Genomic DNA, 25,417 nt, shown 5'->3' on the forward strand with positions numbered 1-25,417 from the left:
TTTGGCTAATGTTGCACTATGCCAGAGAGGAGAACAACTATGATGCATTGCCCAAAATGTCAGACCGCCGCCCATACGAAAAGCAGCCGTTACGTTTCGAAAGAGACGAAAGAACGTTATCACCAGTGCCAGAACATTAACTGCAGTTGTACCTTTAAAACCCTGGAGAGCGTATCCGGGATTATCGTCGAACCGGCGCAGATTAATACCGTGCCGGTGATGGCGAAAGGCAGCAATAACCCGTCACCGCAGATGCTGTAAGCCCAACCCGCGAAAGCGGGTTTTTTATGATAGCGGTTTAGGTGGGATAGAGGACAGACGGGGCTGAAGGCCCACGCGCCGTTGACGTTTAAGGGCGCGACAGCGGCCTCTGGGAGTGCTGTTAATAACTGTACGGTGGTGAGGGCCGGGGCCCTTGGGGGGACACTGGCAATTACTGTACGGAATAAAAAGATTTCACTGATATGAGTCAGGCAAAACAGGCTTCCGGTGAAGAGAGAAAAAGCGTGGCGATTTTCGCCAGAAGAAAACGCAGGGGTGATAAAGTATTTTGGTACTAAGAGTAAGTCCGCGCTGGGATTTGAATTCGGTATGCGAATTCCCTTCTTCCAAAGGGAAGAAGGGAAAGGGCCGAAATTAATGAACGCTATCTGTAAGTTTGCTATCGATCATCACCAGCCCCGACGCTGTTTGCACAAAACGCGGCGCGGTTAAGTCATCAGTCATGATGTTAATCATCTGGAATAACAAGCCGGTGATGTGTTTCTGCAAGTCTGTAGAAGCCGGCTGATTCAGCAACACTAACGTCAATGCGCTGCAATATTGCCGCATCTCTTCCGAATCTATCGAACAACCGCTGCGACAGGCTTTGTCATTACCTTTCTCCAGCGTGAGGCGTTTAATCAGGTGTTCTGGCAGTGGCTTGTCTAACAGAACTTTCAAGACTTCCAGTGCAGCGAGCAGACGGCCGCATAGTGCCATACGAGCGGTGATATCGTGATATTCCACCAGGGCATCGACATAGTGGCTACATGCCTCCAGCACCTGAAAGAGATCGTGCGTCGTGCCGAGCGGTGTTTTCAAAAGGGTTGATACTGCCGGTTCGATAACTGGCTGAATGTCCACGATTTCATAATGAGTGGTTGTGTTACTATTGGTATTAGCCATAGCGTTGTTTCCTTTAGAGTGAACGTTGTGGTCAGACGCTCCGGTATGTGTTGCATCACTGCCGGGGCGTTGCTCTCATAAAAGGCCTCATGTTAGTGTGGTCTTTTAAAGGATTAAAATGAGGGAATAGGTCAGTACATGTCAATTATAATGCGTGAAAAAAAACCAAAAGGTGGAGGCAAGTCCCCACAATTTCAAATGCGCATTGATCCCGCCTTGAAAAAACAGCTCGATGCGGTTGCAGCTGAAGAAGGAATTAGTCTGGCAAGCTGGCTGAAGAACCTGGCGAGAGAGGCGTTAAAGGCAAGGGGGATTGAGCCGGAGGGGTAATTTGTGCGTGAAATATTGAGTTAATTATATGTGTGGTAAATGAAAAAAAGCTAAATTTCACTATTGTGAATTTTTTAATGTGGCCATTACAAGTTTGATAAAATAGCTGAGGCTTTGATGGAGTTGTGAGTAAATGAAGCTTTTTATTTTATGGTTACTTCAATCTTTTTTCTATCTTGTACCGATTATAGTCAGTGTTGTTGGTGCTTATTTTATTGTGCGATTCGTTCCATTTTACCCAATGGGGTTTGTGGTTGCCTGGGTCGGTATCGTTGCTTATCTTTATGTAAGATACAGTAAGTGGGTTTAACCTCAACCGTATAATCTTTTTCATGACGATTTTCAAAACACCATGAAATTTAAATATTTATCTGTAATATGATGTTCAGTGAATCGGGCCTTACCCATATTGACTTGCTCAAAGTAAATAATCAGGATGTAAGATCCTTATAAATGAATGAGCAATCTAAGTTGTACGCTTACAAAATTAGCTATGAGATAACATTCAAATAAAATAAGATTGCCAGAAAGAAGAGCAGACTACGATAATGGACGAGACAGAAAAAGCAGTACTCGATCTTGTTGAGACTTACAATGGTCGAAGCATATTTACCTTTAAGCGGTATCCGCTCAAACATAATACCGATCTTAATCAAGATTTTCGAATGGACCCGTTAGATGTCTATGATTTACTAGAGGAATTCACAGAGAAATTTTCAATTAATTTAGATGAAATCAATTTCACTCGCTATTTTCCTGAAGACAATGGCAAAGCAGAAAAGGCGTTGACCATTCAATTACTGATTGACTCGGCCCGAGCAGGTCACTGGACGGATGAAGAAAAATCAAAAACAGAAAATACCTTACCCTCAAACTCAGACAGGAAAATAATGAAAAAGGGAAAAAATAAGACGATTTATATTTTAGCAGTCATTATATGTTTTCTGATTCTTCCGGAAATAGTGGTTCGTACACTAACCCCAGAACAACTCGTCAGACTCAGCGATTTCACAAGCCTGGGCGGGATGTTTAGCCATCTCCTTTCGTTAATGCTTTTTCTCGGTATAACATCGATTTTGCTGGGCATTGCCGCTATCTGTCTGGCAAAAAAAATCTACCGATATTTTGTCAGGTTAAAAAAATAGCATACCTGCTGTACGCTCTGTATGCGTTACCAACGCACTGAGAGCAAAATTTTGCCAAAGCTGAAAACGTTGAGCGAAAGCAATCCAGGAAAGCGTATAGGATCTGCGGACCTGTTTTACAGTGGCTGGTCCGCGCAAAATCATGGGGGAAATGTGAGTAGGTCAAAGTGTGCCATTCTTAGCGTAATGTGAGGTGTAATACGTTATTCCGCCCTTGCAGGATGCGGACGAGTTGGGCATCGCCATGGAGAGCGAGAAAGCGCTACTGGAGTAATGGAGAACCTACCGCGTGGAGACCTTAACGGCACCGGATATTAGTTGGCCGGGAAAGCCTAAACAGAAACATCCCCGTTACAGCGGGGACTATCAGGAAAATTTTAGAGGCGGGAAGGCTTAATTTTGCCATTCAATCATCTCATCCAGCCGTTTTAAAATATCTGGGAAGTAGCTCTCATTGATGTCGAAATCACCTTTCACCTGAGCGCTGTCAGCATGCGCTTCAGGACGAAGGTTATATTCAATAATTACACCCTCTTCGCCGGTTACTTTCCTGATTATCATATTCAGTTGATGGCACTGGCTTTGAAACTCGAAAGGCTTTATCTCACGTTGAGCAATTAAAGCGTTATGGTGCGCTGCAAATTGCTCACGTAGTTCCAGTAGCTCGCCTACCGTAAATTCAGTTTGAAACTGCGCTTTCAGGCCAGGAACAGAAAATTCAACAAAAGATTTTATCCAGTCCCAGCGATGATGTTCAGGGTCAATGTCGTTATCGACCACTCTTTCAAAAGGAGAAACCGTAAACGTAAATTTCTCGTCTTTAATATCAAACATTGATGCGTTCCTGTCGGTTTTTAAAAATACATAAAGTGGGTGATTGTCCAGTCGGATTCTCTTATCAGATGGATTTATCATATAATTTAAAAGTTAGGTGGTATATCGTGCTATGTAATTTGTCAAAATTTCTGTTTAAGGTATAGTAGTTATTTTCATGTCATTATAACACTATGAAAAAAATTGTTGAGCTAATGCGTTTTACCTCCAACTTGAGCTATGTTGGAACTATCTTTACAGTCAATAATAATTGTTTTATTTAAGAGAAACATAACTAATTGCTTAGTGAACAGGTAAGAAGCTTATAGAATTTAAATTCTTGATGAGTTTTCACTAAGAGGGGTGATTTAACCAACGCAATATGGAAAGCATTACTCCGTTGGTTGGGAATATATTGAAAATAAAATTACGTATATCTCTCTACCATTTCTTGCTCCTTTAAAATATGCTCCCTTAATTTTTTTGTGTACTTTATATTAAGCCTGGCGCCAATTGATAACCAAACCATAAGTAATATTAATAGGGAAAGGAGTATAATATAAAAATTACGATTTTTGTTAAACTCCAGTATGGATTGCTTGAGTTTTTTATCAGGAGGTGTTGCACTTAAAATTTCACAAATTACATTCGCAAGCTCATTGGATATTTTATTATTGTAGGCTAGGGTAGTGTGAGGGGTTGATTTACACTGCTCACTACTAATTGACCAAGATGGTTTCAATGCATGTGCAGAAGCTTTATCATATGTAATAAGGAATTTTTCTTTTGTTGATTTTAACGTTAATGCAGTCCAGTTTTTAGGAACTATTGCGATCTTCCAGTCTAGGTATGTAAAAGTTACAGCTGCAGAAATAAATACCGCCATCATTAAATAAATAAAGAAAAGATCAATGCGATCTAACTTTGGAACCTTTTTAAGGTTGATGCTTATAGAAAATAATTTTAATAGCCATGTTTTTATACCTGCTTTCCGATAAGTTTCTTGATGATATTTTATAGGAAGGTTTAATTTATTTATGGTTGTACTTATAAATTTACCTAAGGCAGTTAATATAGCAGTCAATCCTGCCAAGCTAACAATTATATCCTTCATGCTAAGATTATTAAGCAGCCCGCTAACAGCATGTGTTTCTACCATATTGCTCTCCAGCTTTTTTCAGATTGAAAATGTATATAAATTTGTATCATCTGCCACACATAATGCAATGATTTCCTTAATATGTTTAGACTGCGATCATTTCAGCATGAACACACAACTCACCGAATTAATGCACTTTATTGTAAGCATGCCTGTTTTAATTTCACGCACTTTTTTAGATCTCCGGGTTTTCGACCGTCAGCCGGTATTCTTCAGGCGTCAGGTTATTCAGGGATTCATGAGGGCGCTCGCTGTTATATTCTTTGAGCCAGCGCTCAGTAATTTCCCGTGCTTCATTCAGCGTTCTGAACAGATAAAAATCCAGTTTTACTGTCCTTTATGTACGATTGAACCGGTCGATAAAGGCATTCTGCGTGCGCTTGCCGGGCCTGATAAATTCCAGCATCACACCATGTTCTTCTACCCATTGTGCCAGCGTCAGCGAGATCAGCTCCGGACCGTTATCCATCCGCGTTTTCAGCGGATATCCGCGGTTTGTCACGATCATGTCCAGCACTCTCACAATCCGCTGCGCCGGGATATTCAGGTCAATTTCGATCGCCAGTGCTTGGCGGTTAAAATCATCCACCACGGTGAAAGTCCTGAAGCGCCAGCCGCACACCAGCGCATCGTGCATAAAATCGACGGGCCAGCTCTGGTTCATCGCCTCCTGGCGTCGCCAGCGGAGCCAGATTACGCACCGGCAGGCGCTGTTTTCTCTTACGGCGAAAATTCAGTTTCAGCAGGCAATAAATACGGCGAACCCTTTTATGGTTCCACCTATTGCCCTGCCTGCATAGCACCTGAAAAAGCTTTTTTAAATCCGTATCGCGGATAGCGGATAGCGTTCAGCCGCCACGGTCAGTTCCATAATCACCGGCTCATCACGTCGCGTATCCGGCTGATAACGAATACCGTCCTGCTCAGTGACAATGTCCTGCATGCCTGACGTAAGCTCATGGCAAGCTGCGCGGTCAGATAGCTGACCAGCTCACGCTTTATCGCTGGTTTTAAAGCTTTTTTCAATAACGTCTATCAGGGCGCGGCACTTGAGACTCAGTTCCGCAAACATCTGTTTCAGTCGACGGTTTTCATCCTCAGGTTCCTTAATCTTTTTGATATCAGAGGGTTCCATGCCGCCGAACTTCGCTTTCCAGTTGTAGTACGAGGCCTCAGGGACCCCGGCCTCGCGGCAGACATCCTTAATCGTGCGTCAGGCTTCGACGGGCTTCAGAACGGCTATGATCTGGTGTTCAGTGAATCGTGCTTTAAGCATGGCGATCTCCTCCGTGGACATAATCAGTATGCCGGAAGATCTCTAAAGTGAATGGTCGGGTTTGCCGGGATGCTTATAAAGCGTTCTGTATCTGACCGGCACGCTAGTTGCTCATTACGCAGTTGCTGAATGGAATCGTCGAAACTCATGGCTTGTTTTGTACTGCAACCCTAGGATGGTTTAGATAAGGCTGTGTTTATTATTGAACTCGAAGGGCTTTCAGGCTTTTCGAAAACAGGAAATCAGGTTTCTGGCAACCGGCCAGCCAGACATTTAAACCCATACTACTTACGTCACCCAGCCATTCACTTGCGTCATCCACTACATCACCTGAATCGCACCCAAAGAAAAAGGAGTCAGACGATTTCTCATCTAACTCCTTGTTTTATCTGGTGGCCCCTGCTGGGTTTGAACCAGCGACCAAGCGATTATGAGTCGCCTGCTCTAACCACTGAGCTAAGGGGCCAATGGAGCGGGGATTATAAAGTATCTGTTCGGGGCAATCCAGCGTTGTTCGGCTGGTTGCTGAAATAAGCAGCAATGTTTTACTTGCTGATAACTATGATAAAACCGCCAAAAACGCTACGCTGATACGCAGCGTCATCACATGCGCGGTAATGCACGATTGACTTGCCGGGCTTAACAGTAGGAAAGACAGCCGCGATCACGACATTGCTCCGCAAATAAGCGTTAACCACTGGCAAGATTATGACGAATACGGATTCTTTGCGTGAGCGGCCAGGACGCAGCGCAAAGCCAGGAGGCCTCATGAGCGAACACAACATCACCGATATCATTGCACCGGACCTGAACGTCCTCTTCTGCGGCATTAATCCCGGTCAGTCGACCGCGCACACCGGCTATCATTTTGCCCATCCCGGCAATCGCTTCTGGAAGGTGATTCACCTGGCAGGGTTTACGGTGCAGCAACTGAAGCCGGAAGAGGAGCAGCGCTTACTGGAGACCGGCTGTGGTATTACAATGCTGGTCGAGCGCCCGACCATCCAGGCAAATGAACTGGCCAGTGATGAGCTACGTGATGGCGGTCAGCGGCTGATGGACAAGGTTCTATGCTATCAGCCTGCCGCGCTGGCTATCCTGGGCAAAGATGCCTTTAAACGCGCGTTTCGTCAGAGCAAAGTGGAATGGGGCGAGCAGCCGATCTACATGGGGAAAACCCAGGTGTGGGTGTTGCCGAATCCCAGCGGATTAAACCGGGCCTCACTGGAAGAGATGGTGGCCCTATATCGCCAGATGTACGAGGCGTTACAACTGCGGCGTTAATGGTGGCGGTTTGCGGGAAAAGGGCAGGGCAGCAGACATAAAAAACCCCGGCGAACCGGGGTTTTAAGGGACTTAGTCGTCGAGGAAGCTACGCAGCACTTCCGAGCGGCTCGGGTGGCGCAGTTTACGCAGGGCTTTCGCTTCAATCTGACGAATACGCTCACGGGTAACGTCAAACTGTTTGCCCACTTCTTCTAACGTGTGGTCGGTGTTCATATCGATACCGAAACGCATGCGCAGCACTTTGGCTTCACGCGCGGTCAGGCCAGCCAGCACGTCGTGGGTCGCAGAACGCAGGCTCTCAGAGGTCGCAGAGTCCAGCGGCAGCTCCAGCGTGGTGTCTTCGATAAAATCACCCAGATGTGAATCTTCATCATCACCAATCGGCGTCTCCATAGAGATAGGCTCTTTGGCAATCTTCAGCACTTTGCGGATCTTATCTTCTGGCATCAGCATACGCTCAGCCAGTTCTTCTGGCGTCGGCTCACGGCCCATCTCCTGCAGCATCTGGCGCGAAATACGGTTGAGTTTGTTGATGGTCTCAATCATATGCACCGGAATACGGATGGTACGCGCCTGGTCAGCGATAGAACGGGTAATCGCCTGACGAATCCACCATGTGGCGTAGGTCGAGAACTTGTAGCCGCGACGGTATTCAAACTTATCAACCGCTTTCATCAGACCGATGTTCCCTTCCTGAATCAGATCCAGGAACTGCAGACCACGGTTGGTGTATTTCTTGGCGATTGAAATCACCAGACGCAGGTTAGCTTCAACCATTTCTTTCTTCGCGCGGCGGGCTTTCGCTTCACCGATCGACATCCGACGGTTGATGTCTTTCACCTGCTCGATGGTCAGGCCGGTTTCTTCTTCAATCTGTGCCAGCTTCTGCAGCGAACGCATCACGTCATCCTGCACGTCCAGCAGTTTTTCAGACCATGGCTTGTTCATCGCCAGTGCGGCTTTGAACCAGCTCTCGTTGGTCTCGTTACCGGTGAACAGCGTAATGAAGTTTTTCTTCGGCATTTTGCACACTTCAATACACAGCTTCATGATCAGACGCTCCTGGGTACGGACACGTTCCATCATTTCGCGCATATTGTTCACCAGGTAGTCGAACTGCTTCGGTACCAGGCGGAACTGTTTGAAGACGTCAGACAGGTTCTGGATCTCAGCGACAGAGGCCGCATGGCTGCGTCCTTTGCTCTTGATCACATCGCGCGTCGTTTCGTATTGCGTACGCAGGTCAGAGAACTTCTCGCGCGCCAGTTCCGGGTCGATAGAGTTATCGTCGTCAGAGCTGTCGTCGTCGCTCTCTTCGTCGTCATCGTCGTCGTCATTACGATCTTCTTCGGACAACTCAGAACCGACGTGGGTGGCGGTCGGTGCCAGGTCTTCTTCTGCGTTAGGATCGACAAAGCCAGTGATAAGGTCTGACAGACGCGACTCACCGGCTTCAACACGATCGTACTGATCCAGCAGGTAGGTAATGGCTTCCGGATATTCAGCAACGGAGCACTGAACCTGGTTGATACCGTCTTCAATACGCTTCGCGATGTCGATTTCGCCTTCGCGGGTCAGCAGTTCAACGGTACCCATTTCACGCATGTACATGCGAACCGGGTCGGTGGTGCGGCCAATTTCAGATTCAACGCTGGATAATACCTGAGCGGCAGCTTCCGCGGCATCTTCGTCAGTATCGGAGCTGTTTTCATTCAGCATCAGATCGTCGGCGTCCGGGGCTTCTTCAACCACCTGGATGCCCATGTCGTTAATCATCTGGATGATGTCTTCGATCTGATCGGAGTCGACGATATCTTCCGGCAGATGGTCATTGACCTCAGCATAGGTCAGATAGCCTTGCTCCTTACCACGGGTGACAAGAAGCTTGAGCTGTGACTGCGGGTTTTGCTCCATAAGACGGTATCCACACTTCTGTTAATTAGATTGGTGTCGGTCGGCAGCGAGCCAACAATAACATTGAAGGCATTTCGTTCTCGCCGCTGCCTTCGTCGCGGCCTGGGCTTTGCCCATTAGTAATCGGCACTTAAGCCGCAAATTTTATGTCGGGCCTGGCTTACTCGCCATTTTTGCCTCTGACAGTGCTCGTCATCCTCACGTACATCAGTACGCTCCGGTGACTGCGCGCTTTCAGCGGCAAAACCTGCTTCAACGCCAATAGCCCGAGGACGGAAGCTGGCTTTCACAACATTTTTGCCACTGGCGGTACTCGCCATCCTCACATAGCGGAGGTAACGGTTCGCTTACCGCGACAAAACCTGCTTCGCCCTGAATAACTAAACCTGCCGCTCCGGTTACGGACAGCAGCAGGTAGGGTAACCTGTTACTTTTTCGCGAAGGCCTGGCTCAGTGTCCAGAGCTCGCGACGTTCGTCGGTGCTGAGTCCATGGGTGCGTTCTCGCGCAATCAGGAACTCCAGTCGTTCTTCCAGAGCCGCGTCATAAATACTGGCCAGGGAATCCTGGAACACCGCTTCGCTCTCTTCATCCACTATCATGTGGTTCCACACGGCCAGTGTTTCAAGCGTTTGGCTAAAATTTGTTCCGCGATATAACTCTAGTAGCTGACCGGTGGTCAATCCAGGATTCTCGTTACAGCGCTTCACTAATTCAATAAATAGCGGTAAACCGGCTATTTTTGACTCGGCCAGCCCATCCAGTGCAGGGACCAGACTTGCCAGTTGTGGATTCTGAATCAGCAACGCCACCAGTACGCGCATTGTGGTGCGTTTCAGCGGCGGAGCAACCGGTGCGCTTGCGCCCTGTGCCTGTTTAGGCATCAGCTTTTCAAGCTGCGCATCATCCAGAATACCGAGTTTGTTTCCCAGTTCCTGACGCAGATAAATGCGTAACGTTTCACCGGGAATCTGCGTGATCAGTGGCAATGCCAGTGTACTTAAACGCGCTTTGCCGTCACGAGAGCTTAAATCGACCTGCGGCAACAGGCTGTCGAACAAAAACGAAGAGAGCGGCATAGCCTGCTCCATCCTCGCTTCGAATGCGGCTTTACCTTCTTTGCGAACCAACGTGTCCGGGTCTTCGCCGTCAGGTAAAAACATAAAGCGTAGTTGACGACCGTCATTCATGTAAGGCAATGCGGTTTCAAGCGCTCGCCAGGCGGCTTCACGTCCGGCGCGATCGCCGTCGTAACAGCAAATTACGTTATCCGTACTGCGAAACAGCAACTGAATATGTTCAGCCGTGGTCGATGTACCCAGTGAGGCAACCGCGTAGTCCACGCCGTATTGCGCCAGGGCAACGACATCCATATAGCCTTCCACCACTAACAGGCGTTTCGGTTCAGGATGATTTTTTAAGGCTTCATACAGGCCATACAGCTGACGACCTTTATGAAAAACAGGCGTTTCCGGCGAGTTCAGATACTTCGGTGTATCATTACCCAGCACGCGGCCGCCAAAACCGATAACGCGGCCTCGCTTATCGCGGATGGGAAACATCACGCGCTCGCGAAAGCGATCGTAAACCCGGCCTTTGTCATTACTGACCAGCATGCCCGCTTCCATTAATGACTCGCGATCTTCCGGCTGCTTACCAAAGCGTTTGAGAACATTGTCCCAACCGGCGGGGGCATAACCTATCGCGAAATGATTAATGATATCGGCGCTCAGGCCGCGATGTTGAAGATAATCGCGCGCTGACTGGGCACTGGATTGCTGCAAACTCTGCTGATAAAAACCGTTAAGGTTGTCCATCAGTTGGTACAGGCTCTGGCGCTGATGGCGTTCCATCGGGCTGGGCCCGTTACCCGCTTCGTAAGGGACATCTAACCCGTGAGAAGTGGCTAACTCTTCGATACTTTCAACAAACTCCAGACGATCGTAGTTCATCAGAAAGTCGATGGCATTACCGTGCGCACCACAACCAAAACAGTGATAAAACTGTTTTTCGCCATTTACGGTAAAAGAGGGGGTTTTCTCATTATGAAAAGGACAGCACGCATGATAATTCTTTCCCTGCTTTTTTAGCTTTACGCGAGCATCGATCAACTCCACGATGTCCGTGCGGGCAAGTAAGTCATTGATAAATACGCGTGGAATTCGTCCTGCCATAAGCCCCGTTTTTTCAGCTCATAAACGACAACAAGCCGCGCTTCCTTTCGGAAAGCACGGCCTTTTACTTGACTCGGTCTGCGTTTATCACGCTGTGGAGGCGAACCTCCGGGATATTAGTACAGACGAGTGCGGCGTGCGTTTTCGCGAGCCAGTTTTTTGGCATGACGCTTAACTGCAGATGCTTTAGCGCGCTTACGCTCGGTCGTTGGTTTTTCATAAAACTCACGACGACGAACTTCAGCCAGAACGCCTGCTTTCTCGCAAGAACGCTTAAAGCGACGCAGTGCTACGTCGAACGGCTCGTTTTCACGTACTTTAATTACCGGCATGTAACTCTCACCTCAATAAAATTCGGTTTTTCTGCTGACTGCGGCGCCAGCACATTTCAAAATGGTGCAGCATTTTACTCCAACTCGCGTCGGCTTGTAAAGCACCATGGATAATTAAGAACCAACAGGAGCGTGTGCCTGTGCGGCTGCCGGTTTTTTCCAGGGGCGGGAGTATAGCGCACTCTTTAGGCAGCAGAAAATGACTTTTTGCGTGGATTGAGTCCTCTTTTTGCACAGTGGCTATGCTAAACTGCGCGCCGCAAGAATGAGGTGAAGCAATGCGAATTCTGGGTATTGAAACATCGTGCGATGAAACCGGCATCGCAATCTATGATGACGAGGCTGGCTTAGTCGCGAACCAGCTCTACAGCCAGGTAAAACTGCATGCCGATTACGGCGGCGTGGTACCGGAACTGGCTTCGCGCGATCACGTACGTAAAACGGTGCCCCTGATTCAGGCGGCGCTGAAACAGGCGGATTTAGCGCCGCAGCAGATTGATGCGGTGGCCTATACGGCGGGGCCGGGCCTGGTCGGCGCGCTGCTGGTGGGCGCGACGATTGGGCGCGCGCTGGCCTTTGCGTGGAAGGTGCCTGCGGTGCCCGTGCATCATATGGAAGGCCATCTGCTGGCGCCGATGCTGGAAGACAATCCACCCGCCTTCCCGTTTGTGGCCTTGCTGGTTTCTGGCGGCCACACGCAGCTGATCAGCGTTACCGGCATTGGTGAATATGTACTGCTTGGCGAGTCAATTGACGATGCCGCAGGCGAAGCCTTCGATAAAACCGCCAAATTGCTGGGGCTGGATTATCCCGGCGGTCCCATGCTGTCGAAAATGGCGCAACAGGGCACGGCTGGACGCTTCACGTTCCCGCGTCCGATGACCGATCGTCCGGGGCTGGATTTCAGTTTCTCGGGCCTGAAGACCTTTGCGGCGAATACCATTCGTGGCCATGACGATGACGCGCAAACCCGTGCCGACATCGCCCGTGCGTTTGAAGATGCGGTGGTGGATACGCTGGCCATCAAATGCAAACGCGCCCTGGATGAAACCGGCTTTAAGCGGCTGGTGATTGCGGGCGGCGTGAGTGCCAACCGTACGCTGCGCGAGCAAATGGCGGTCATGATGCAGAAGCGCGGTGGTGAGGTGTTTTATGCCCGTCCTGAATTTTGCACCGATAACGGTGCCATGATTGCCTACGCGGGCATGGTGCGTCTGAAAGGCGGTACGCGGGGAGAGCTGGGCGTAAGCGTCAGGCCGCGCTGGCCGCTGGCCGAACTGCCTGCCATCTGACAGAAAAAAGCCGGTCAACCGGCTTTTTTTACGCTTACTGTTTCTTTTTGCGCTTCCAGATTTTACTTTCCTGACGACGCCACAGACGTTGGATGTTGTCATGATGCCGCAGCAAAATCAGGCAGGAGAGCATGGAAACCGGGAACGTAAACTGCGGTTTAAACCACCAGACATAGAACGGCGCAATCAGGGCGCTGACAATCGCCCCAAGCGATGAGTAGCCGCTGAGCAGCACGGTCAAGAGCCAGGTGCCGGTCATCAGCCCGGTCAGATCCCAGCCGATAGGCGCGATAGCACCAAACGCGGTCGCCACGCCTTTCCCGCCTCTGAAGCGGAAAAACACCGGATAAATATGGCCCAGACAGGCGGCAATGGCGGTTAAGCCCAGGTAGAGCGGGGGCACATGAAGCAGGTACGCCAGCCAGACAGGCACCATACCTTTCAGAATATCGAATACCAGCACCGTTGCTGCCGCCGCTTTGCCGCCAAGGCGCAGCACATTGGTGGCACCCGGGTTGCCTGAACCGTGGGTGCGGGGATCGGGTAGCCCGGCGAGTTTGCATACCAGAATCGCACTGGAGATGGACCCACACAGATACGCGAAAATAATCATACCAAGCGCGAAAGCACTCATAACACCGTCCCGTTTCCTTTGGGGTCGTTTTGATCACGTCAACTATGGATAATACGCACAATCTGCCGGAAGTGGTATCCGGCCTGGCCAAAAACAGAGAGCACCGTCATGGATATCGTCTTTATAGAACAACTCACCGTCTTCACTACAATTGGCGTTTACGACTGGGAGCAGGGGATTCAGCAGAAGCTGGTGATCGATATCGAAATGGCCTGGGATAACCGCCAGGCGGCCGCCAGTGACGATGTTAAGGATTGTCTGAGCTACGCCGACGTCTCTGAGGCGATCCTGACACATCTGACGGGCGGACGTTTTGCACTGGTCGAACGCGTTGCCGAAGAAATTGCGGATCTGTTGATGAACCGTTTCAATTCGCCCGGTGTGCGTATAAAGGTAGCAAAACCGGGCGCTGTAGCGCAGGCCGCGCAGGTTGGCGTGCGAATTGAGCGCGGGACTATTCCTAAATAGTGATGATGTGATTGCCATCACAATGAAACCAAACCAAATTATGGTCTGTCTCAGCAGATACCGTTTCGTTAGTAAAAACTCAACGGTAGTTAACCTTAAGGTTTTACTCAGACTGAAGCAGATAAGATTTAAGGCGATAGCGCGGCTGCTAGCGCCTTTTTCATGGTTTTAAAACGGACAGAGGGAATACATTGATGGCAGATATTCATCAGCTGTGGGTAGCTGCAATCCTGGGCGTGGTAGAAGGGCTGACCGAGTTTTTACCGGTCTCTTCCACCGGGCACATGATTATAGTGGGGCATTTGCTTGGCTTTGAGGGTGACAAAGCCGAAACCTTTGAAGTCGTGATTCAGCTAGGCTCCATTCTGGCGGTAGTCGTGATGTTTTGGCGGCGTTTGTTTGGCCTGATCGGCATCCACTTTGGCGAAGTCAAACACGAAGGGACAGGAACCGGTCGCTTAACGCTGATTCATATCCTGCTGGGCATGATTCCTGCTGTCGTGATAGGGCTGGTCTTACACGATCAAATTAAAACGCTGTTTAATCCGATAAATGTTATGTATGCGCTGGTGGTCGGCGGTTTGCTGCTGTTAGCGGCGGAATTCCTGAAGCCAAAACAGCCAAAATCCGTTGGCGTGGATGACATTACCTATCGTCAGGCGTTTATGATCGGCTGCTTCCAGTGTCTGGCGCTGTGGCCGGGCTTCTCGCGTTCAGGTGCCACGATTTCAGGCGGGATGCTGATGGGCGTGAGTCGCTATGCGGCGTCCGAGTTCTCCTTTATCCTCGCCGTACCGATGATGATGGGGGCGACCGGGCTGGATCTGTATAAGAGCCTGGGCTTCCTGAGCATGGCCGACTTCCCGATGTTTGCGGTGGGTTTTATCACTGCCTTTATCGTCGCGATGATTGCGATCAAAGTGTTCCTGGAGCTGATCAAACGCATCTCTTTCGTATCGTTTGCGGTCTACCGCTTTATCGTAGCGGCTGCGGTTTACATGCTGTTCACGTAAACCCAACGCGGCCAGGTCACTGGCCGCGTTAACCTCTGCCTTCGGCAACGGCGTCGATGCGGCGCCGCGTCAGCTCTTCCCGCACCGCACTCCCTTTAAAGCCCGCCTCAACCACCGCTTTCGATGACACGGCCTGCGCCCGCGCAAATGCGCGCCGCAGATAGTCGCCCTGTGGATACGGCATGCTGGCGAGCCCACCGCGCCCACGGGCATCGGCTTCGCTACACAGCGCCAGTTGATGCACGCGTTCAGGTTTACGCCAGGCGTCGAGACGGTCAAATAACGCCACAATCGCCTCAGAAGGCAACTGCTCAATGGTGTGCATCGTGTCGTGGAATTCGGTTACCAGCAGGGCTAAATCGCGAATGGCATTCGGCACGCGCAAACGCTCACAGAGTGCGGCAACCAGCGGCACGCCGGCGGGGCCATGACCGCGATGGCTGGGCCACTTTTCAACGGGCGTTAACGCTTTGCCTACATCGTGAAACAGCGTGGCAAAACGTACATCAATGGCCTCACTTAAGGCGGCGGACAGCGTCAATGCCATCAGCGTATGCACGCCCGTGTCAATTTCAGGATGCCATCTGGCGGGGGCGGGGATGCCATAAAGGTTATCGATTTCCGGGAACAGCACCTTCAGGGCACCGCAGTCACGCAGCACCTGAAAATAGACCTGAGGATTATGCGAGGACAGCGCTTTTTCGGTCTCTTTCCACACGCGCTCAGCGGTAAGATCGGCCAGCTCGCCGCTCTCGACCATTTGCCGCATCAGCGCCTGGGTTTCATCGGCAATGCGAAAGTTAAGGTGGGCAAAGCGCGCAGCAAACCGCGCCACGCGCAGCACGCGCAGCGGATCTTCACTAAAGGCTTCTGAAACGTGGCGCAGCAGTCGGTCAGCAATATCCTGTTGCCCCTGGTAGGGATCATAGAGCGTGCCGTTTTCATCGCGGGCGATAGCGTTGATCGTCAGATCGCGGCGTTGTAAATCCTGCTCCAGGGTGACGTCCGGGGCCGACCAGGTGGTAAAACCGGTATAGCCTTTGCCGTTTTTGCGTTCGGTGCGCGCCAGTGCATATTCTTCGCGGCTGTCAGGATGCAGAAACACCGGAAAATCGCGGCCCACCTGCTGATAGCCCTGGTCCAGCATGCTTTCTGGCGTTGCGCCCACGACCACCCAGTCTTTGTCTTTAACCGGCAATTTCAACAACGCATCACGTACCGCACCGCCAACAAGAAACGTCTTCACGCACCACTCCAGAGATAAATAAGCGACCTGCGCGTCTGCGGGCGTCCTGCACCTGAATTCAGACGGGCACAACCCTTATTGTTACACAAATTCGACATATTGCAGACAGGCCAAAAGGGGCATCTTGCGATCCCCTTTTGCAGCGAGCGGTGGAAAAGGTTAGTTCATCCAGCGATCGTTTTTCTTGCGACGCGGCATCATATGCGGCAGCAACAGACCCAGCAGCAGGCCCACGCCGAGCACGCCGCCACCGTACATAAACCACTGCATGATGATCGTGCGCTGTTTGTCATCCAGTTGAACGTTAGCGGCATTGACCTTCTTCTGGGCCACGATCAGTTCGTTCTTCAGCTTCTGATTTTGCTCTTTCAGCCCATTGATAACGCTGTCGCTGCTGGCCACTTTATTCTGCATCTCGGCCGTGCGCTGGTTCCAGCTGTTGTCAATGTTCGCTAACTTAGCCGTCAGGTCTTTAACCTGTTGTTCTAACTGAGGCACCCGGGTGCGCAGGCTGGGATTTTCACTCAACTGCGACAGGGGAATCCAGACGGTGCGGCCTTCCGCATCGCGCACCTGGCCATATTTGGTGGCGTCATTGGTTTGTAGCAGTTCGACCTGTTCACCCGCGTTCAGCTTACCGAGCAGGCGAAACTGGTCGCCGGGGCCGCTGCGAACCCAGGTGGATAATTCGTCAGAAACATAGCGTTTTTGATCGGCATGAGCAGGTGTAAGGGCGCTGAGGGCCAGCAAAGTGATTCCAGCAAGTGTGATTTTTTTCATTCGATTTCGTTTTGTTTAAAAATAAAGATAATTTACCGGCACAGTCTGTAGAGGCTTCGCATAAATCTGAATGAGAACTATCCTGGTCTCATAACAGTGCGAAAAGGCGAGCGAAAGCAGAAAGAAACCAGAGACAGCAAGGCTTCTGTGCATTACTCTTCGCCTGAAAACCCGCATCTTCGGCTCAGTGGATGCAGCAGAAGATAACCTTAAACGGGCAGGGAATATATCCTCAAGTGCCAGCGACGTAGTGAATAAAAAAATATGACCATCGAGATTGAGCTTAAGTTCATTGCAAAACCCAACGCTGCCGGGAAACTGGCAGAGAAGCTAGCGGCTTTTCCGCATCAGCATCAGGCAGCGCGCCAGCTGACCAATATCTATTTTGAAACCGACGATAACCAGTTACGTCGGTGGAACATGGGCTTACGTATTCGCGGCGTGGACCAGCGTTACGAAATGACGCTGAAAACGGCCGGCAGTACGCTGGGCGGTTTACATCAGCGCGGCGAATACAACGTTGACCTGACGGAACCTACGCTGGATATCAGCCGTCTGCCCGCCGACATCTGGCCAGAGGGAACGGATATCGCGGCCTTGCAGCAGCGCCTGAACCCGCTGTTCAGCACGCATTTTGACCGTGAAATCTGGCTGGTGACGGCAGGTAAGAGCGAAGTGGAAATCGCGTTCGATAAAGGCGAGGTCGCGGCCGGTGAGCATCAGGAAGCGCTGTCAGAAGTCGAACTGGAGTTAAAAAGCGGTGAGCGCAGCGATATGCTGGCGTTTGCGCAGCAACTGATTGCCGTGGGCGACCTGCGTATGGGCAGCCTGAGCAAAGCGGCACGCGGCTATCAGCTGGCTAAAGGTAACCTTCCACGTGAATTACGTGCTTTTCCGCTTTTGAAAGCCGGACCGAAGGCGACGGTGGAAGCTGGCATGGTGGCGGCAATGGCCGCTGGCCTGGAGCACTGGCAATATCATGAAGAAGTGTGGTTACGGGGCAATAAGCGCGCGCGGGAATCAGTACGTGAAGCGCTGGACGTGCTGCGCCAGGCCTTTGCGCTCTTTGGTGCGTTAGTGCCGCGTAAGGCCAGTAGCGATCTGCGTCAGAAGCTGACGACGCTGGAAGAAACGCTGCTGAATGAAGACGTGGATGCAGACAGCTTCTGCTTCTCTACTCGCTCCGTAGAAACTCAGTTAGCACTTACTCACTGGCTGGCTGAGGCACAATGGACGCCGTGGATTGATCAGAAGGGGCAAGCCAAGCTGCAAGGTTCCTTCAAGCGTTTCGGCGATATCATGCTGGGCCGCATTAATGCCGATCTGAAAGAAACCTTTGCCACTATTCATCAGGCGAATGAATATCAGGACAAAGCCACGCGTCTCGATCGACAATTACTGGCCGTTCATTTGCTGGCGGGCGCTTACTCGCCGGACGCGGTAGAGCACTGGCTGGCCCCGTGGCAGCAGCTACAGCGCGCCATACACGAAAAGCAGCACGTCAGCTTAGACGGCTTAACCGCGCAGGCAATGAAACAACCGCCGTTCTGGTTAACCAGCGGCTCGCCGCGCTGAATCTAACAGCACGCTATCAGGGAGAGAACATGTTGCCAGCCTTACCTACCGTATTGCGTACTCAGGCCGAGCGGGCGGTCGAACAGTCAGGTCTTACCGGTTCTGCTCTTACGGAAGAGCAACTTGCCGGTCTGGCCTTCAGCGATTTCGTGCTCGACAACCTGCAGCAGAACCCGGACTGGTGGCAGGCGATCGCTGACCGCTCGCCTCAGCCTGAAGAGTGGCGGCACTATGCGCAGTGGCTGAGTGGTGACATGGCGGCGGCAGACAGCGAAGCCAGTCTGATGCGCGTGCTGCGCCTGTTTCGGCGTCGGATGCTGGTGCGCATTGCCTGGATGCAGTGCCTGCATCACGCCAGCACAGAACAGACGTTGCAACAGCTGAGTGTACTGGCGGAGGTCCTGATCAGTGCGGCGCGTGACTGGGTTTATCAGGACTGCTGTCGTGAGTTTGGCACGCCGTGTAATGCCGCGGGTGAGCCTCAGCCGCTGCTGATCCTGGGCATGGGAAAACTGGGCGGCGGCGAGCTGAATTTCTCCTCTGATATCGATTTAATTTTTGTCTGGCCCGAGAACGGCAGTACCCGTGGCGGTCGGCGTGAACTCGACAATGCGCAATTTTTTACCCGTATGGGGCAGCGCCTGATCAAGGTGCTCGATCAGCCCACCGCGGACGGGTTTGTTTACCGGGTGGATATGCGTTTACGGCCCTTTGGCGACAGTGGGCCGCTGGTGATGAGCTTTGCCGCGCTGGAAGATTATTACCAGGAGCAGGGGCGCGACTGGGAACGCTATGCCATGGTGAAAGCCCGGCTGATGGGCGATGATCAGGATCGCTGGAGCCAGGAGTTGCAGCAGATGCTGCGGCCGTTTGTCTATCGCCGCTACATTGATTTCAGCGTGATTCAGTCGTTACGTAACATGAAGGCGATGATCTCACGTGAAGTGCGCCGCCGTGGCCTGAAAAATAACATTAAGCTGGGGGCGGGCGGCATCCGCGAAACGGAGTTTATCGTCCAGGTCTTTCAACTGATTCGTGGTGGACGTGAGCGCTCGCTTCAGCTCAGAGCCTTGCTGCCCACGCTTTCCGCCATTGAATCCCTGGGCTTACTGCCACCGGAGCAGGTTGCTGCACTGCGCGAGGCCTACCTGTTTTTGCGGCGGCTGGAAAACCTGCTGCAAAGCCTGGCCGATGAACAAACGCAAACGCTGCCGGAAGATGCCCTGCACCGCGCCCGACTGGCCTGGGCGATGCAGTGTCAGGACTGGTCAGAACTTAGCGCAAAACTGGATACGCACATGGCCGCCGTGCGGGCAATCTTTGACGAGCTGATTGGTGAAGATTCGCCGGATGTTGGCGATCAACCGGAGCTGGCCGATTTTAATATGCTCTGGCAGGACAGTCTGGAAGACAGCGAGCTGGCCCCGCTGGTTCCTCAACTGGACGCGGAACACTGTCAGGCGCTCAATCAGTCACTGGAAGCGTTTCGTCAGGATATCAGCCGCCGTTCCATTGGTCCGCGCGGCCGTCAGGCACTGGATCAGCTGATGCCGCGCCTGCTGAGCGAAGTCTGTCTGCGCAGCGATGCGGCCGTCACCTTTAGCCGGCTGGCACCGCTGCTGCTCAGCGTGCTGACGCGCAGTACCTATCTGGAGCTGCTGACGGAATATCACGGAGCCCTGCGGCACCTGATCCGTCTGTGTGCAGCCTCGCCGATGGTGGCAAGCCAGCTGGCGCATTATCCGCTGCTGCTGGATGAGCTTCTCGATCCCGCCACGCTGTATCAGCCCACCGCGACGGATGCCTATCGTGATGAACTGCGCCAGTACCTGATGCGCATTCCCGCCGACGATGAAGAGCAACAGCTTGAAGCGTTACGCCAGTTTAAACAGGCGCAGATGTTACGCATCGCGGCAGCCGACATTGCAGGGACATTGCCAGTGATGAAAGTGAGCGATCACTTAACCTGGCTGGCCGAAGCCATCATTGAATCGGTGGTGCAACAGGCCTGGAATATGATGGTGCAGCGTTACGGTCGGCCTTCGCATCTGGTGCAGGAGCACGAGCGGGGCTTTACCGTGCTGGGCTATGGCAAGCTGGGTGGATGGGAGCTGGGTTACAGCTCCGATCTTGATCTGGTTTTTCTGCACGACTGCCCGCTGGACGCGGTGACCCAGGGCGAACGCAGCATTGACGGCCGACAGTTTTATCTGCGGCTGGCGCAGCGCATCATGCACCTGTTTAGCACCCGCACCTCGTCCGGGATTTTGTACGAAGTGGATGCGCGCCTGCGTCCTTCCGGTGCGGCGGGCATGCTGGTCAGCACGTTTGACGCTTTTGATGACTATCAACGTAACGAAGCCTGGACATGGGAACATCAGGCGCTGGTGCGTGCCCGGGTTGTCTTCGGTGAGCCCGCCCTGAGCGAACGTTTCAACGCCATTCGTCGGGCGATTCTCTGCCTGCCCCGTGAACCGGTGGCGTTGCAAACCGAGGTCAGGGAGATGCGTGATAAAATGCGCGCGCATCTGAGCAATAAGCATAAAGGGCGCTGGGAGATCAAAACCGACGAAGGCGGCATTACCGATATCGAGTTTATTGCCCAATATCTGGTACTGCGCTATGCCGCAGCAGAGCCTGCCTTAACGCGCTGGTCGGACAATGTGCGGATCTTTGAACTGATGGCAAACCATCAAAAAATGGCAGACGACGAAGCGGCGGCATTAACCCATGCCTATGTCACGCTGCGCGATGCCTTGCACCATCTGGCGCTGCAGGCGCTGCCGGGACACGTCGAACCGGATGCCTTTGCGCAGGAAAGAGCGTCGGTCAACGCCAGCTGGCAGCGGTGGTTGCAGTCAGCAGAATCTCTCACGGCGTGATGCTGATAGCAACTGTGCTATCATCCGCGCACTATTTTGAATGCAGTCTGGAGTGTCTGGAATGAAAGTTACTCTGCCCGCGTTCGGCCAGGCTTCGGTACTGGTCGTTGGCGATGTCATGTTGGATCGTTACTGGTATGGCCCTACCAGCCGTATTTCCCCTGAAGCCCCGGTGCCGGTGGTGAAAGTGGAGACCGTTGAAGAACGCCCTGGCGGCGCCGCTAACGTGGCGATGAATATTGCTGCGCTGGGTGCCGGTTCACGGTTGATCGGGCTGACCGGTGAGGACGATGCGGCTCAGGTCCTGAGTAAAACGCTGAAGGACGTTCGTGTTGACTGCGATTTTGTCACGTTAAAAAGCCATCCGACGATCACCAAACTGCGTGTGCTGTCCCGCAACCAGCAGCTTATCCGCCTGGATTTTGAAGAAGGTTTTGAGCAGGTTGATGCCGCACCGATGCACGAAAAAATGCGCCAGTCGCTGGCCAGCAGTGGCGCGGTGGTGTTGTCGGATTACGGCAAAGGGGCGCTCGACAGCGTTCAGCAGATGATCACTCTGGCGCGTGAAGCCAGTGTGCCCGTCCTGATCGATCCGAAAGGCACCGATTTTGCCCGCTATCGCGGCGCGACGCTGCTGACGCCCAACCTGTCGGAATTTGAAGCTGTTGTCGGTAAATGCAGGACGGAGCAGGAAATTGTTGAACGCGGCATGAAACTGATTGCCGATTGCGACCTTTCCGCGCTGCTGGTCACGCGTTCTGAGAATGGCATGTCGCTGCTACAGCCGGGGAAAGCGCCGCTGCACTTGCCCACGCAGGCACAGGAAGTGTTTGACGTTACCGGCGCCGGGGATACGGTGATTGGTGTGCTTGCTGCTGCTCTGGCGGCGGGGGATTCGCTGGAAGAAGCCTGTTTCCTGGCCAACGCGGCAGCCGGTGTGGTGGTGGGTAAACTGGGAACCTCAACCGTCAGCATCGTGGAGCTCGAAAACGCCATTCATGCCCGTCCGGAGCGCGGTTTTGGCATCATGACCGAAGCGGAACTGAAAGAGGCCGTCGCTATGGCCCGTCAGCGCGGCGAAAAAGTGGTCATGACCAATGGCGTCTTCGACATCCTGCATGCCGGTCATGTTTCCTACCTCGCAAACGCCCGTAAACTGGGCGATCGCCTGATTGTGGCGGTAAACAGCGATGCGTCGACGAAACGTCTTAAAGGCGACAGCCGTCCGGTGAATCCGCAGGAAAACCGGATGATCGTGCTGGGTGCACTGGAAGCCGTAGACTGGGTCGTGCTGTTTGAAGAAGATACGCCGCAGCGTTTGATCGCCAGCATATTACCGGATTTACTGGTGAAAGGCGGGGATTACAAGCCGGAAGACATTGCAGGCAGTAAGGAAGTCTGGGCGAATGGCGGTGACGTGCGGGTGCTGAACTTTGAAGATGGCATTTCAACCACCAATATCATTAAAACCATTCGCGGCAACTGAGTCGTGATGGCGGGAGCCTGCGCTCCCGCCAGCCAGCATCACTCGCCGGATTTATCCGCAGGGTTCGCCGCCGGGACAATCGCCGGTGCCGGGCCTGGCGTGGTGGGCACCGCTGGTGCAGACGATGCGGTCCCGGTTCCTTTGCTTTCCAGCTGGGCCAGACGTTGTTCCAGCGCCGCCAGTTTTTCCCGCGTACGCAGTAAAACCTGAGTCTGTACATCAAACTCTTCACGGTTGACCAGATCCATGCGGGTCAGCTGGGCCTGCAGAGTCTGCCGTATTTTCTTTTCAACATCATCGCCAAATTCACGAACTCCCTTCGGCAGCGCGTCATGAACCTGACGGGCAATTTGTTCAATTTTTTTCGTGTCGATCATGATGATTTCCTGGTTACGGGTTGCTGTGGCAGCATTTTACCAACGCTAGAGTCACTTAAGTGTAATGCCTGAATTGAAAAGGTTAAACCTGAAATCCATAGCGCAAAAAAAGCTAAAGCAATAATGGCTTTGTGGATTGCTGCCCTGACGGGGAAACGTTATAGTTAAAACGCTTATTCTCAGGGCGGGGCGAAATTCCCCACCGGCGGTAAATCAGCCCAGGCTGAAAGCCCGCGAGCGCTTCGCCGTAATGGTGAAGGTCAGCAGATCCGGTGTAATTCCGGGGCCGACGGTTAAAGTCCGGATGGGAGAGGGTAACGACATCTGTCAGGCATTATGTCTGTTTTGCGTCATTGCTACGTCTTTACGACGTCACTCCTAAGCTTGCCCTGATTCTGGTAACCCAACACATTTATAAGGTTTTATTACCATGAATCAGACTCTACTTTCTGAATTTGGCACGCCGAAACAGCGTGTAGAACGTGCTATTGCAGCCTTACGCGAAGGCCGTGGTGTTATGGTTCTCGACGATGAGAATCGCGAAAACGAAGGTGACATGATTTTCGCCGCGGAAACCATGACCGTGGAGCAGATGGCGTTAACCATTCGTCACGGCAGCGGTATCGTTTGTCTGTGCCTGACTGAAGAGCGTCGCCAGCAACTGGCGCTGCCGATGATGGTGGAAAACAACACCAGCGCCTACGGCACCGGTTTCACCGTGACGATTGAAGCGGCAAAAGGCGTAACCACCGGCGTATCTGCTCAGGATCGTATCACCACTATCCGTGCCGCGATTGCCGATGACGCAAAACCTGAAGATTTAAACCGTCCGGGTCACGTCTTCCCGCTGCGTGCCCATGATGGCGGCGTTCTGACGCGCGGTGGCCACACCGAAGCCACTATCGATCTGGTGACGCTGGCAGGCTTCAAGCCCGCAGGCGTTCTGTGTGAACTGACCAACGACGACGGTTCCATGGCGCATGCGCCGGAAGTGATCGCGTTCGCGAAACAACACGCCATGCCCGTCGTCACCATCGAAGATTTGGTCGCCTACCGTCGCGAACACGAAACGCGTCAGGCCAGCTAGTTTTCGTCTTAATCAGGCCAGTTCTCTGGCCTGATCGTCTCGCCTTGTCCTGTGTGTGTGCTTCCTCAGTCCCTGCCATTTTTATTCAAAATTTCTGACAGAGAACATCATGCTTATCCGCGTGATCACGCCGGTAAAAAGCGTATCGTGGTGTTCACAGAATGAGCACATCAAGGATCACTATGAGTCAGGTTCGCATGCCGGCGCTGTTTTTGGGACACGGCAGCCCAATGAATGCCTTAGAAGAAAACCGCTATACCGCTGCCTGGCGTAAAGCCGGTGAAACCCTGCCACGGCCACGTGCGATTCTGGCGGTTTCGGCTCACTGGTACACACAGGGAACTGCCGTGACGGCGATGGACAATCCACGCACTATTCACGATTTTGGCGGCTTTCCTCAGGCGCTTTTTGATACCCGTTATTCCGCGCCGGGCTCACCCGCACTGGCGGAAGAGATTGCGGAACGGTTATCCCCGGTGCCGGTTCATCTGGATCACGCATGGGGATTGGATCATGGCTCGTGGGGCGTGCTGATTAAGATGTATCCCGACGCAGATATCCCGGTCGTCCAGCTCAGTATCGACAGCGGCAAGCCCGCCGCCTGGCATTTCGGGATGGGAAGAAAGCTGTCTGCGCTGCGCGATCGCGGCGTGATGATCGTCGCCAGCGGTAACGTGGTGCACAACCTGCGTAAAGTTCTCTGGGGCGGTGGCGAAGCTTACAGTTGGGCGACGGGGTTCAATAACTTCGTGCGGGACAATCTGGCGGTGCAGGCCGAGGCGGACGCACATCCGTTGGTGAGTTTTATGCAGCATCCGGATGCGGCCTTATCCAACCCGACGCCGGAACACTTCCTGCCATTGCTGTATGTGCTGGGTTCCCGTCACGCAGATGAGCCTGTGACCGTTCCGGTGGAAGGTATGGAGATGGGCGCAATCAGTATGTTGTCGGTACAGGTCGGTTAACGCGTAAGACAGGCCA

General features: G+C 52.3%; 21 protein-coding genes, 1 tRNA gene, 2 pseudogenes and 1 riboswitch. Of the genes and pseudogenes, 12 read left to right on the plus strand and 12 right to left on the minus strand.

The window, feature by feature from the left end:
• Positions 1-39 precede the first annotated feature (39 nt).
• Positions 40-261 carry an ogr/Delta-like zinc finger family protein gene (locus GC090_RS03205; RefSeq protein ID WP_058708780.1) on the plus strand — a complete coding sequence of 74 codons (222 nt, stop codon included), beginning with the start codon at positions 40-42 and terminating at the stop codon, positions 259-261.
• A 375-nt stretch (positions 262-636) separates the two neighbouring features.
• On the opposite strand, the gene GC090_RS03210 is transcribed toward GC090_RS03205, so the two are convergent.
• Positions 637-1,167: a hypothetical protein gene (locus GC090_RS03210; RefSeq protein WP_324020851.1), complete on the minus strand. Its 531-nt coding sequence runs from the start codon at positions 1,165-1,167 to the stop codon at positions 637-639.
• Positions 1,168-1,305: 138 nt separating this feature from the next.
• On the opposite strand from GC090_RS03210, the gene GC090_RS03215 reads away from it, so the two are divergent.
• Together GC090_RS03215 and GC090_RS23245 are read left to right on the plus strand one after the other, a co-directional pair.
• On the plus strand, positions 1,306-1,497 hold the full coding sequence (locus GC090_RS03215) for a toxin-antitoxin system HicB family antitoxin (RefSeq protein ID WP_033739903.1): 192 nt from the start codon (positions 1,306-1,308) through the stop codon (positions 1,495-1,497).
• A 548-nt stretch (positions 1,498-2,045) separates the two neighbouring features.
• Positions 2,046-2,333: pseudogene (locus tag GC090_RS23245) on the plus strand (DUF1493 family protein); the annotation flags it as partial.
• A gap of 702 nt (positions 2,334-3,035) precedes the next feature.
• Here the strand turns inward: GC090_RS23245 and GC090_RS03225 are convergent.
• From GC090_RS03225 to GC090_RS03240, 4 genes and pseudogenes are all read right to left on the minus strand, one after another.
• Positions 3,036-3,476: a WapI family immunity protein gene (locus GC090_RS03225; RefSeq protein WP_205952308.1), complete on the minus strand. Its 441-nt coding sequence runs from the start codon at positions 3,474-3,476 to the stop codon at positions 3,036-3,038.
• Positions 3,477-3,882: 406 nt separating this feature from the next.
• Positions 3,883-4,614, minus strand: a complete 732-nt coding sequence (locus GC090_RS03230; RefSeq protein ID WP_058708783.1) for a DUF6216 family protein — start codon at positions 4,612-4,614, stop codon at positions 3,883-3,885.
• A gap of 175 nt (positions 4,615-4,789) precedes the next feature.
• Positions 4,790-5,890: pseudogene (locus GC090_RS03235) on the minus strand (IS3 family transposase).
• A gap of 390 nt (positions 5,891-6,280) precedes the next feature.
• Positions 6,281-6,356 (minus strand) — tRNA-Ile (locus GC090_RS03240).
• 302 nt (positions 6,357-6,658) lie between these two features.
• On the opposite strand from GC090_RS03240, the gene mug reads away from it, so the two are divergent.
• Positions 6,659-7,174, plus strand: coding sequence for a G/U mismatch-specific DNA glycosylase (gene mug / locus GC090_RS03245; protein WP_006118211.1), 516 nt, complete (start codon positions 6,659-6,661; stop codon positions 7,172-7,174).
• Positions 7,175-7,246: 72 nt separating this feature from the next.
• Here mug and rpoD read toward each other — a convergent pair whose 3' ends face one another.
• The 3 genes from rpoD to rpsU all read right to left on the minus strand — a co-directional run bounded on the left by rpoD (position 7,247) and on the right by rpsU (position 11,596).
• Positions 7,247-9,091 (minus strand): RNA polymerase sigma factor RpoD, encoded by a 1,845-nt coding sequence (rpoD, locus tag GC090_RS03250; protein ID WP_028723590.1) that lies wholly within the window; start codon positions 9,089-9,091, stop codon positions 7,247-7,249.
• Between the two features lie 427 nt (positions 9,092-9,518).
• Entirely contained in the window at positions 9,519-11,264 is a 1,746-nt protein-coding gene (gene dnaG / locus GC090_RS03255; RefSeq protein ID WP_033739835.1) for a DNA primase, read from the minus strand.
• A 116-nt stretch (positions 11,265-11,380) separates the two neighbouring features.
• Complete coding sequence (rpsU, locus tag GC090_RS03260) at positions 11,381-11,596, minus strand: 30S ribosomal protein S21 (RefSeq protein WP_001144069.1); 216 nt, start codon at positions 11,594-11,596, stop codon at positions 11,381-11,383.
• Positions 11,597-11,874: 278 nt separating this feature from the next.
• Between rpsU and tsaD the strand changes: the two genes are divergently transcribed.
• The gene (tsaD, locus tag GC090_RS03265) at positions 11,875-12,888 is read left to right on the plus strand and encodes a tRNA (adenosine(37)-N6)-threonylcarbamoyltransferase complex transferase subunit TsaD (RefSeq protein WP_006118207.1); all 1,014 of its coding nucleotides are present in this window, start codon (positions 11,875-11,877) and stop codon (positions 12,886-12,888) included.
• A 34-nt stretch (positions 12,889-12,922) separates the two neighbouring features.
• On the opposite strand, the gene plsY is transcribed toward tsaD, so the two are convergent.
• Entirely contained in the window at positions 12,923-13,522 is a 600-nt protein-coding gene (gene plsY / locus GC090_RS03270) for a glycerol-3-phosphate 1-O-acyltransferase PlsY (protein ID WP_006118206.1), read from the minus strand.
• Positions 13,523-13,630: 108 nt separating this feature from the next.
• On the opposite strand from plsY, the gene folB reads away from it, so the two are divergent.
• On the plus strand, positions 13,631-13,990 hold the full coding sequence (gene folB, locus GC090_RS03275; RefSeq protein WP_006118205.1) for a bifunctional dihydroneopterin aldolase/7,8-dihydroneopterin epimerase: 360 nt from the start codon (positions 13,631-13,633) through the stop codon (positions 13,988-13,990).
• A 194-nt stretch (positions 13,991-14,184) separates the two neighbouring features.
• Complete coding sequence (gene bacA / locus GC090_RS03280; protein WP_033739833.1) at positions 14,185-15,003, plus strand: undecaprenyl-diphosphate phosphatase; 819 nt, start codon at positions 14,185-14,187, stop codon at positions 15,001-15,003.
• Positions 15,004-15,031: 28 nt separating this feature from the next.
• Here bacA and GC090_RS03285 read toward each other — a convergent pair whose 3' ends face one another.
• Complete coding sequence (locus tag GC090_RS03285; RefSeq protein ID WP_164482585.1) at positions 15,032-16,249, minus strand: multifunctional CCA addition/repair protein; 1,218 nt, start codon at positions 16,247-16,249, stop codon at positions 15,032-15,034.
• A gap of 159 nt (positions 16,250-16,408) precedes the next feature.
• Positions 16,409-17,029 carry a TIGR04211 family SH3 domain-containing protein gene (locus tag GC090_RS03290; protein ID WP_033739829.1) on the minus strand — a complete coding sequence of 207 codons (621 nt, stop codon included), beginning with the start codon at positions 17,027-17,029 and terminating at the stop codon, positions 16,409-16,411.
• 264 nt (positions 17,030-17,293) lie between these two features.
• Between GC090_RS03290 and GC090_RS03295 the strand changes: the two genes are divergently transcribed.
• The 3 genes from GC090_RS03295 to hldE all read left to right on the plus strand — a co-directional run bounded on the left by GC090_RS03295 (position 17,294) and on the right by hldE (position 22,972).
• On the plus strand, positions 17,294-18,604 hold the full coding sequence (locus tag GC090_RS03295) for a CYTH domain-containing protein (protein ID WP_033739827.1): 1,311 nt from the start codon (positions 17,294-17,296) through the stop codon (positions 18,602-18,604).
• A gap of 29 nt (positions 18,605-18,633) precedes the next feature.
• On the plus strand, positions 18,634-21,486 hold the full coding sequence (gene glnE / locus GC090_RS03300; RefSeq protein ID WP_058708789.1) for a bifunctional [glutamate--ammonia ligase]-adenylyl-L-tyrosine phosphorylase/[glutamate--ammonia-ligase] adenylyltransferase: 2,853 nt from the start codon (positions 18,634-18,636) through the stop codon (positions 21,484-21,486).
• Between the two features lie 61 nt (positions 21,487-21,547).
• Positions 21,548-22,972 (plus strand): bifunctional D-glycero-beta-D-manno-heptose-7-phosphate kinase/D-glycero-beta-D-manno-heptose 1-phosphate adenylyltransferase HldE, encoded by a 1,425-nt coding sequence (gene hldE, locus GC090_RS03305; protein WP_033739825.1) that lies wholly within the window; start codon positions 21,548-21,550, stop codon positions 22,970-22,972.
• Between the two features lie 38 nt (positions 22,973-23,010).
• On the opposite strand, the gene ubiK is transcribed toward hldE, so the two are convergent.
• On the minus strand, positions 23,011-23,349 hold the full coding sequence (ubiK, locus tag GC090_RS03310) for a ubiquinone biosynthesis accessory factor UbiK (protein WP_006118198.1): 339 nt from the start codon (positions 23,347-23,349) through the stop codon (positions 23,011-23,013).
• A 171-nt stretch (positions 23,350-23,520) separates the two neighbouring features.
• A riboswitch (FMN riboswitch) is annotated at positions 23,521-23,669 on the plus strand.
• 110 nt (positions 23,670-23,779) lie between these two features.
• Here ubiK and ribB point away from each other — a divergent pair.
• Entirely contained in the window at positions 23,780-24,436 is a 657-nt protein-coding gene (gene ribB / locus GC090_RS03315) for a 3,4-dihydroxy-2-butanone-4-phosphate synthase (protein ID WP_006118197.1), read from the plus strand.
• A 182-nt stretch (positions 24,437-24,618) separates the two neighbouring features.
• Positions 24,619-25,401, plus strand: coding sequence for a 4,5-DOPA-extradiol-dioxygenase (gene ygiD / locus GC090_RS03320; RefSeq protein WP_054687032.1), 783 nt, complete (start codon positions 24,619-24,621; stop codon positions 25,399-25,401).
• Positions 25,402-25,417: the final 16 nt, after the last annotated feature.

Source organism: Pantoea sp. JZ29 (genome assembly GCF_035190385.1).
GTDB lineage: Bacteria > Pseudomonadota > Gammaproteobacteria > Enterobacterales > Enterobacteriaceae > Pantoea > Pantoea stewartii.

Coding starts and splice junctions, on each gene's coding strand:
- GC090_RS03205 (WP_058708780.1), top strand. CDS start 40: ATGATGCATTGCCCAAAATGTCAGACCGCCGCCCATACGAAAAGCAGC.
- GC090_RS03210 (WP_324020851.1), bottom strand. CDS start 1,167: ATGGCTAATACCAATAGTAACACAACCACTCATTATGAAATCGTGGAC.
- GC090_RS03215 (WP_033739903.1), top strand. CDS start 1,306: ATGTCAATTATAATGCGTGAAAAAAAACCAAAAGGTGGAGGCAAGTCC.
- GC090_RS03225 (WP_205952308.1), bottom strand. CDS start 3,476: ATGTTTGATATTAAAGACGAGAAATTTACGTTTACGGTTTCTCCTTTT.
- GC090_RS03230 (WP_058708783.1), bottom strand. CDS start 4,614: ATGGTAGAAACACATGCTGTTAGCGGGCTGCTTAATAATCTTAGCATG.
- mug (WP_006118211.1), top strand. CDS start 6,659: ATGAGCGAACACAACATCACCGATATCATTGCACCGGACCTGAACGTC.
- rpoD (WP_028723590.1), bottom strand. CDS start 9,091: ATGGAGCAAAACCCGCAGTCACAGCTCAAGCTTCTTGTCACCCGTGGT.
- dnaG (WP_033739835.1), bottom strand. CDS start 11,264: ATGGCAGGACGAATTCCACGCGTATTTATCAATGACTTACTTGCCCGC.
- rpsU (WP_001144069.1), bottom strand. CDS start 11,596: ATGCCGGTAATTAAAGTACGTGAAAACGAGCCGTTCGACGTAGCACTG.
- tsaD (WP_006118207.1), top strand. CDS start 11,875: ATGCGAATTCTGGGTATTGAAACATCGTGCGATGAAACCGGCATCGCA.
- plsY (WP_006118206.1), bottom strand. CDS start 13,522: ATGAGTGCTTTCGCGCTTGGTATGATTATTTTCGCGTATCTGTGTGGG.
- folB (WP_006118205.1), top strand. CDS start 13,631: ATGGATATCGTCTTTATAGAACAACTCACCGTCTTCACTACAATTGGC.
- bacA (WP_033739833.1), top strand. CDS start 14,185: ATGGCAGATATTCATCAGCTGTGGGTAGCTGCAATCCTGGGCGTGGTA.
- GC090_RS03290 (WP_033739829.1), bottom strand. CDS start 17,029: ATGAAAAAAATCACACTTGCTGGAATCACTTTGCTGGCCCTCAGCGCC.
- GC090_RS03295 (WP_033739827.1), top strand. CDS start 17,294: ATGACCATCGAGATTGAGCTTAAGTTCATTGCAAAACCCAACGCTGCC.
- glnE (WP_058708789.1), top strand. CDS start 18,634: ATGTTGCCAGCCTTACCTACCGTATTGCGTACTCAGGCCGAGCGGGCG.
- hldE (WP_033739825.1), top strand. CDS start 21,548: ATGAAAGTTACTCTGCCCGCGTTCGGCCAGGCTTCGGTACTGGTCGTT.
- ubiK (WP_006118198.1), bottom strand. CDS start 23,349: ATGATCGACACGAAAAAAATTGAACAAATTGCCCGTCAGGTTCATGAC.
- ribB (WP_006118197.1), top strand. CDS start 23,780: ATGAATCAGACTCTACTTTCTGAATTTGGCACGCCGAAACAGCGTGTA.
- ygiD (WP_054687032.1), top strand. CDS start 24,619: ATGAGTCAGGTTCGCATGCCGGCGCTGTTTTTGGGACACGGCAGCCCA.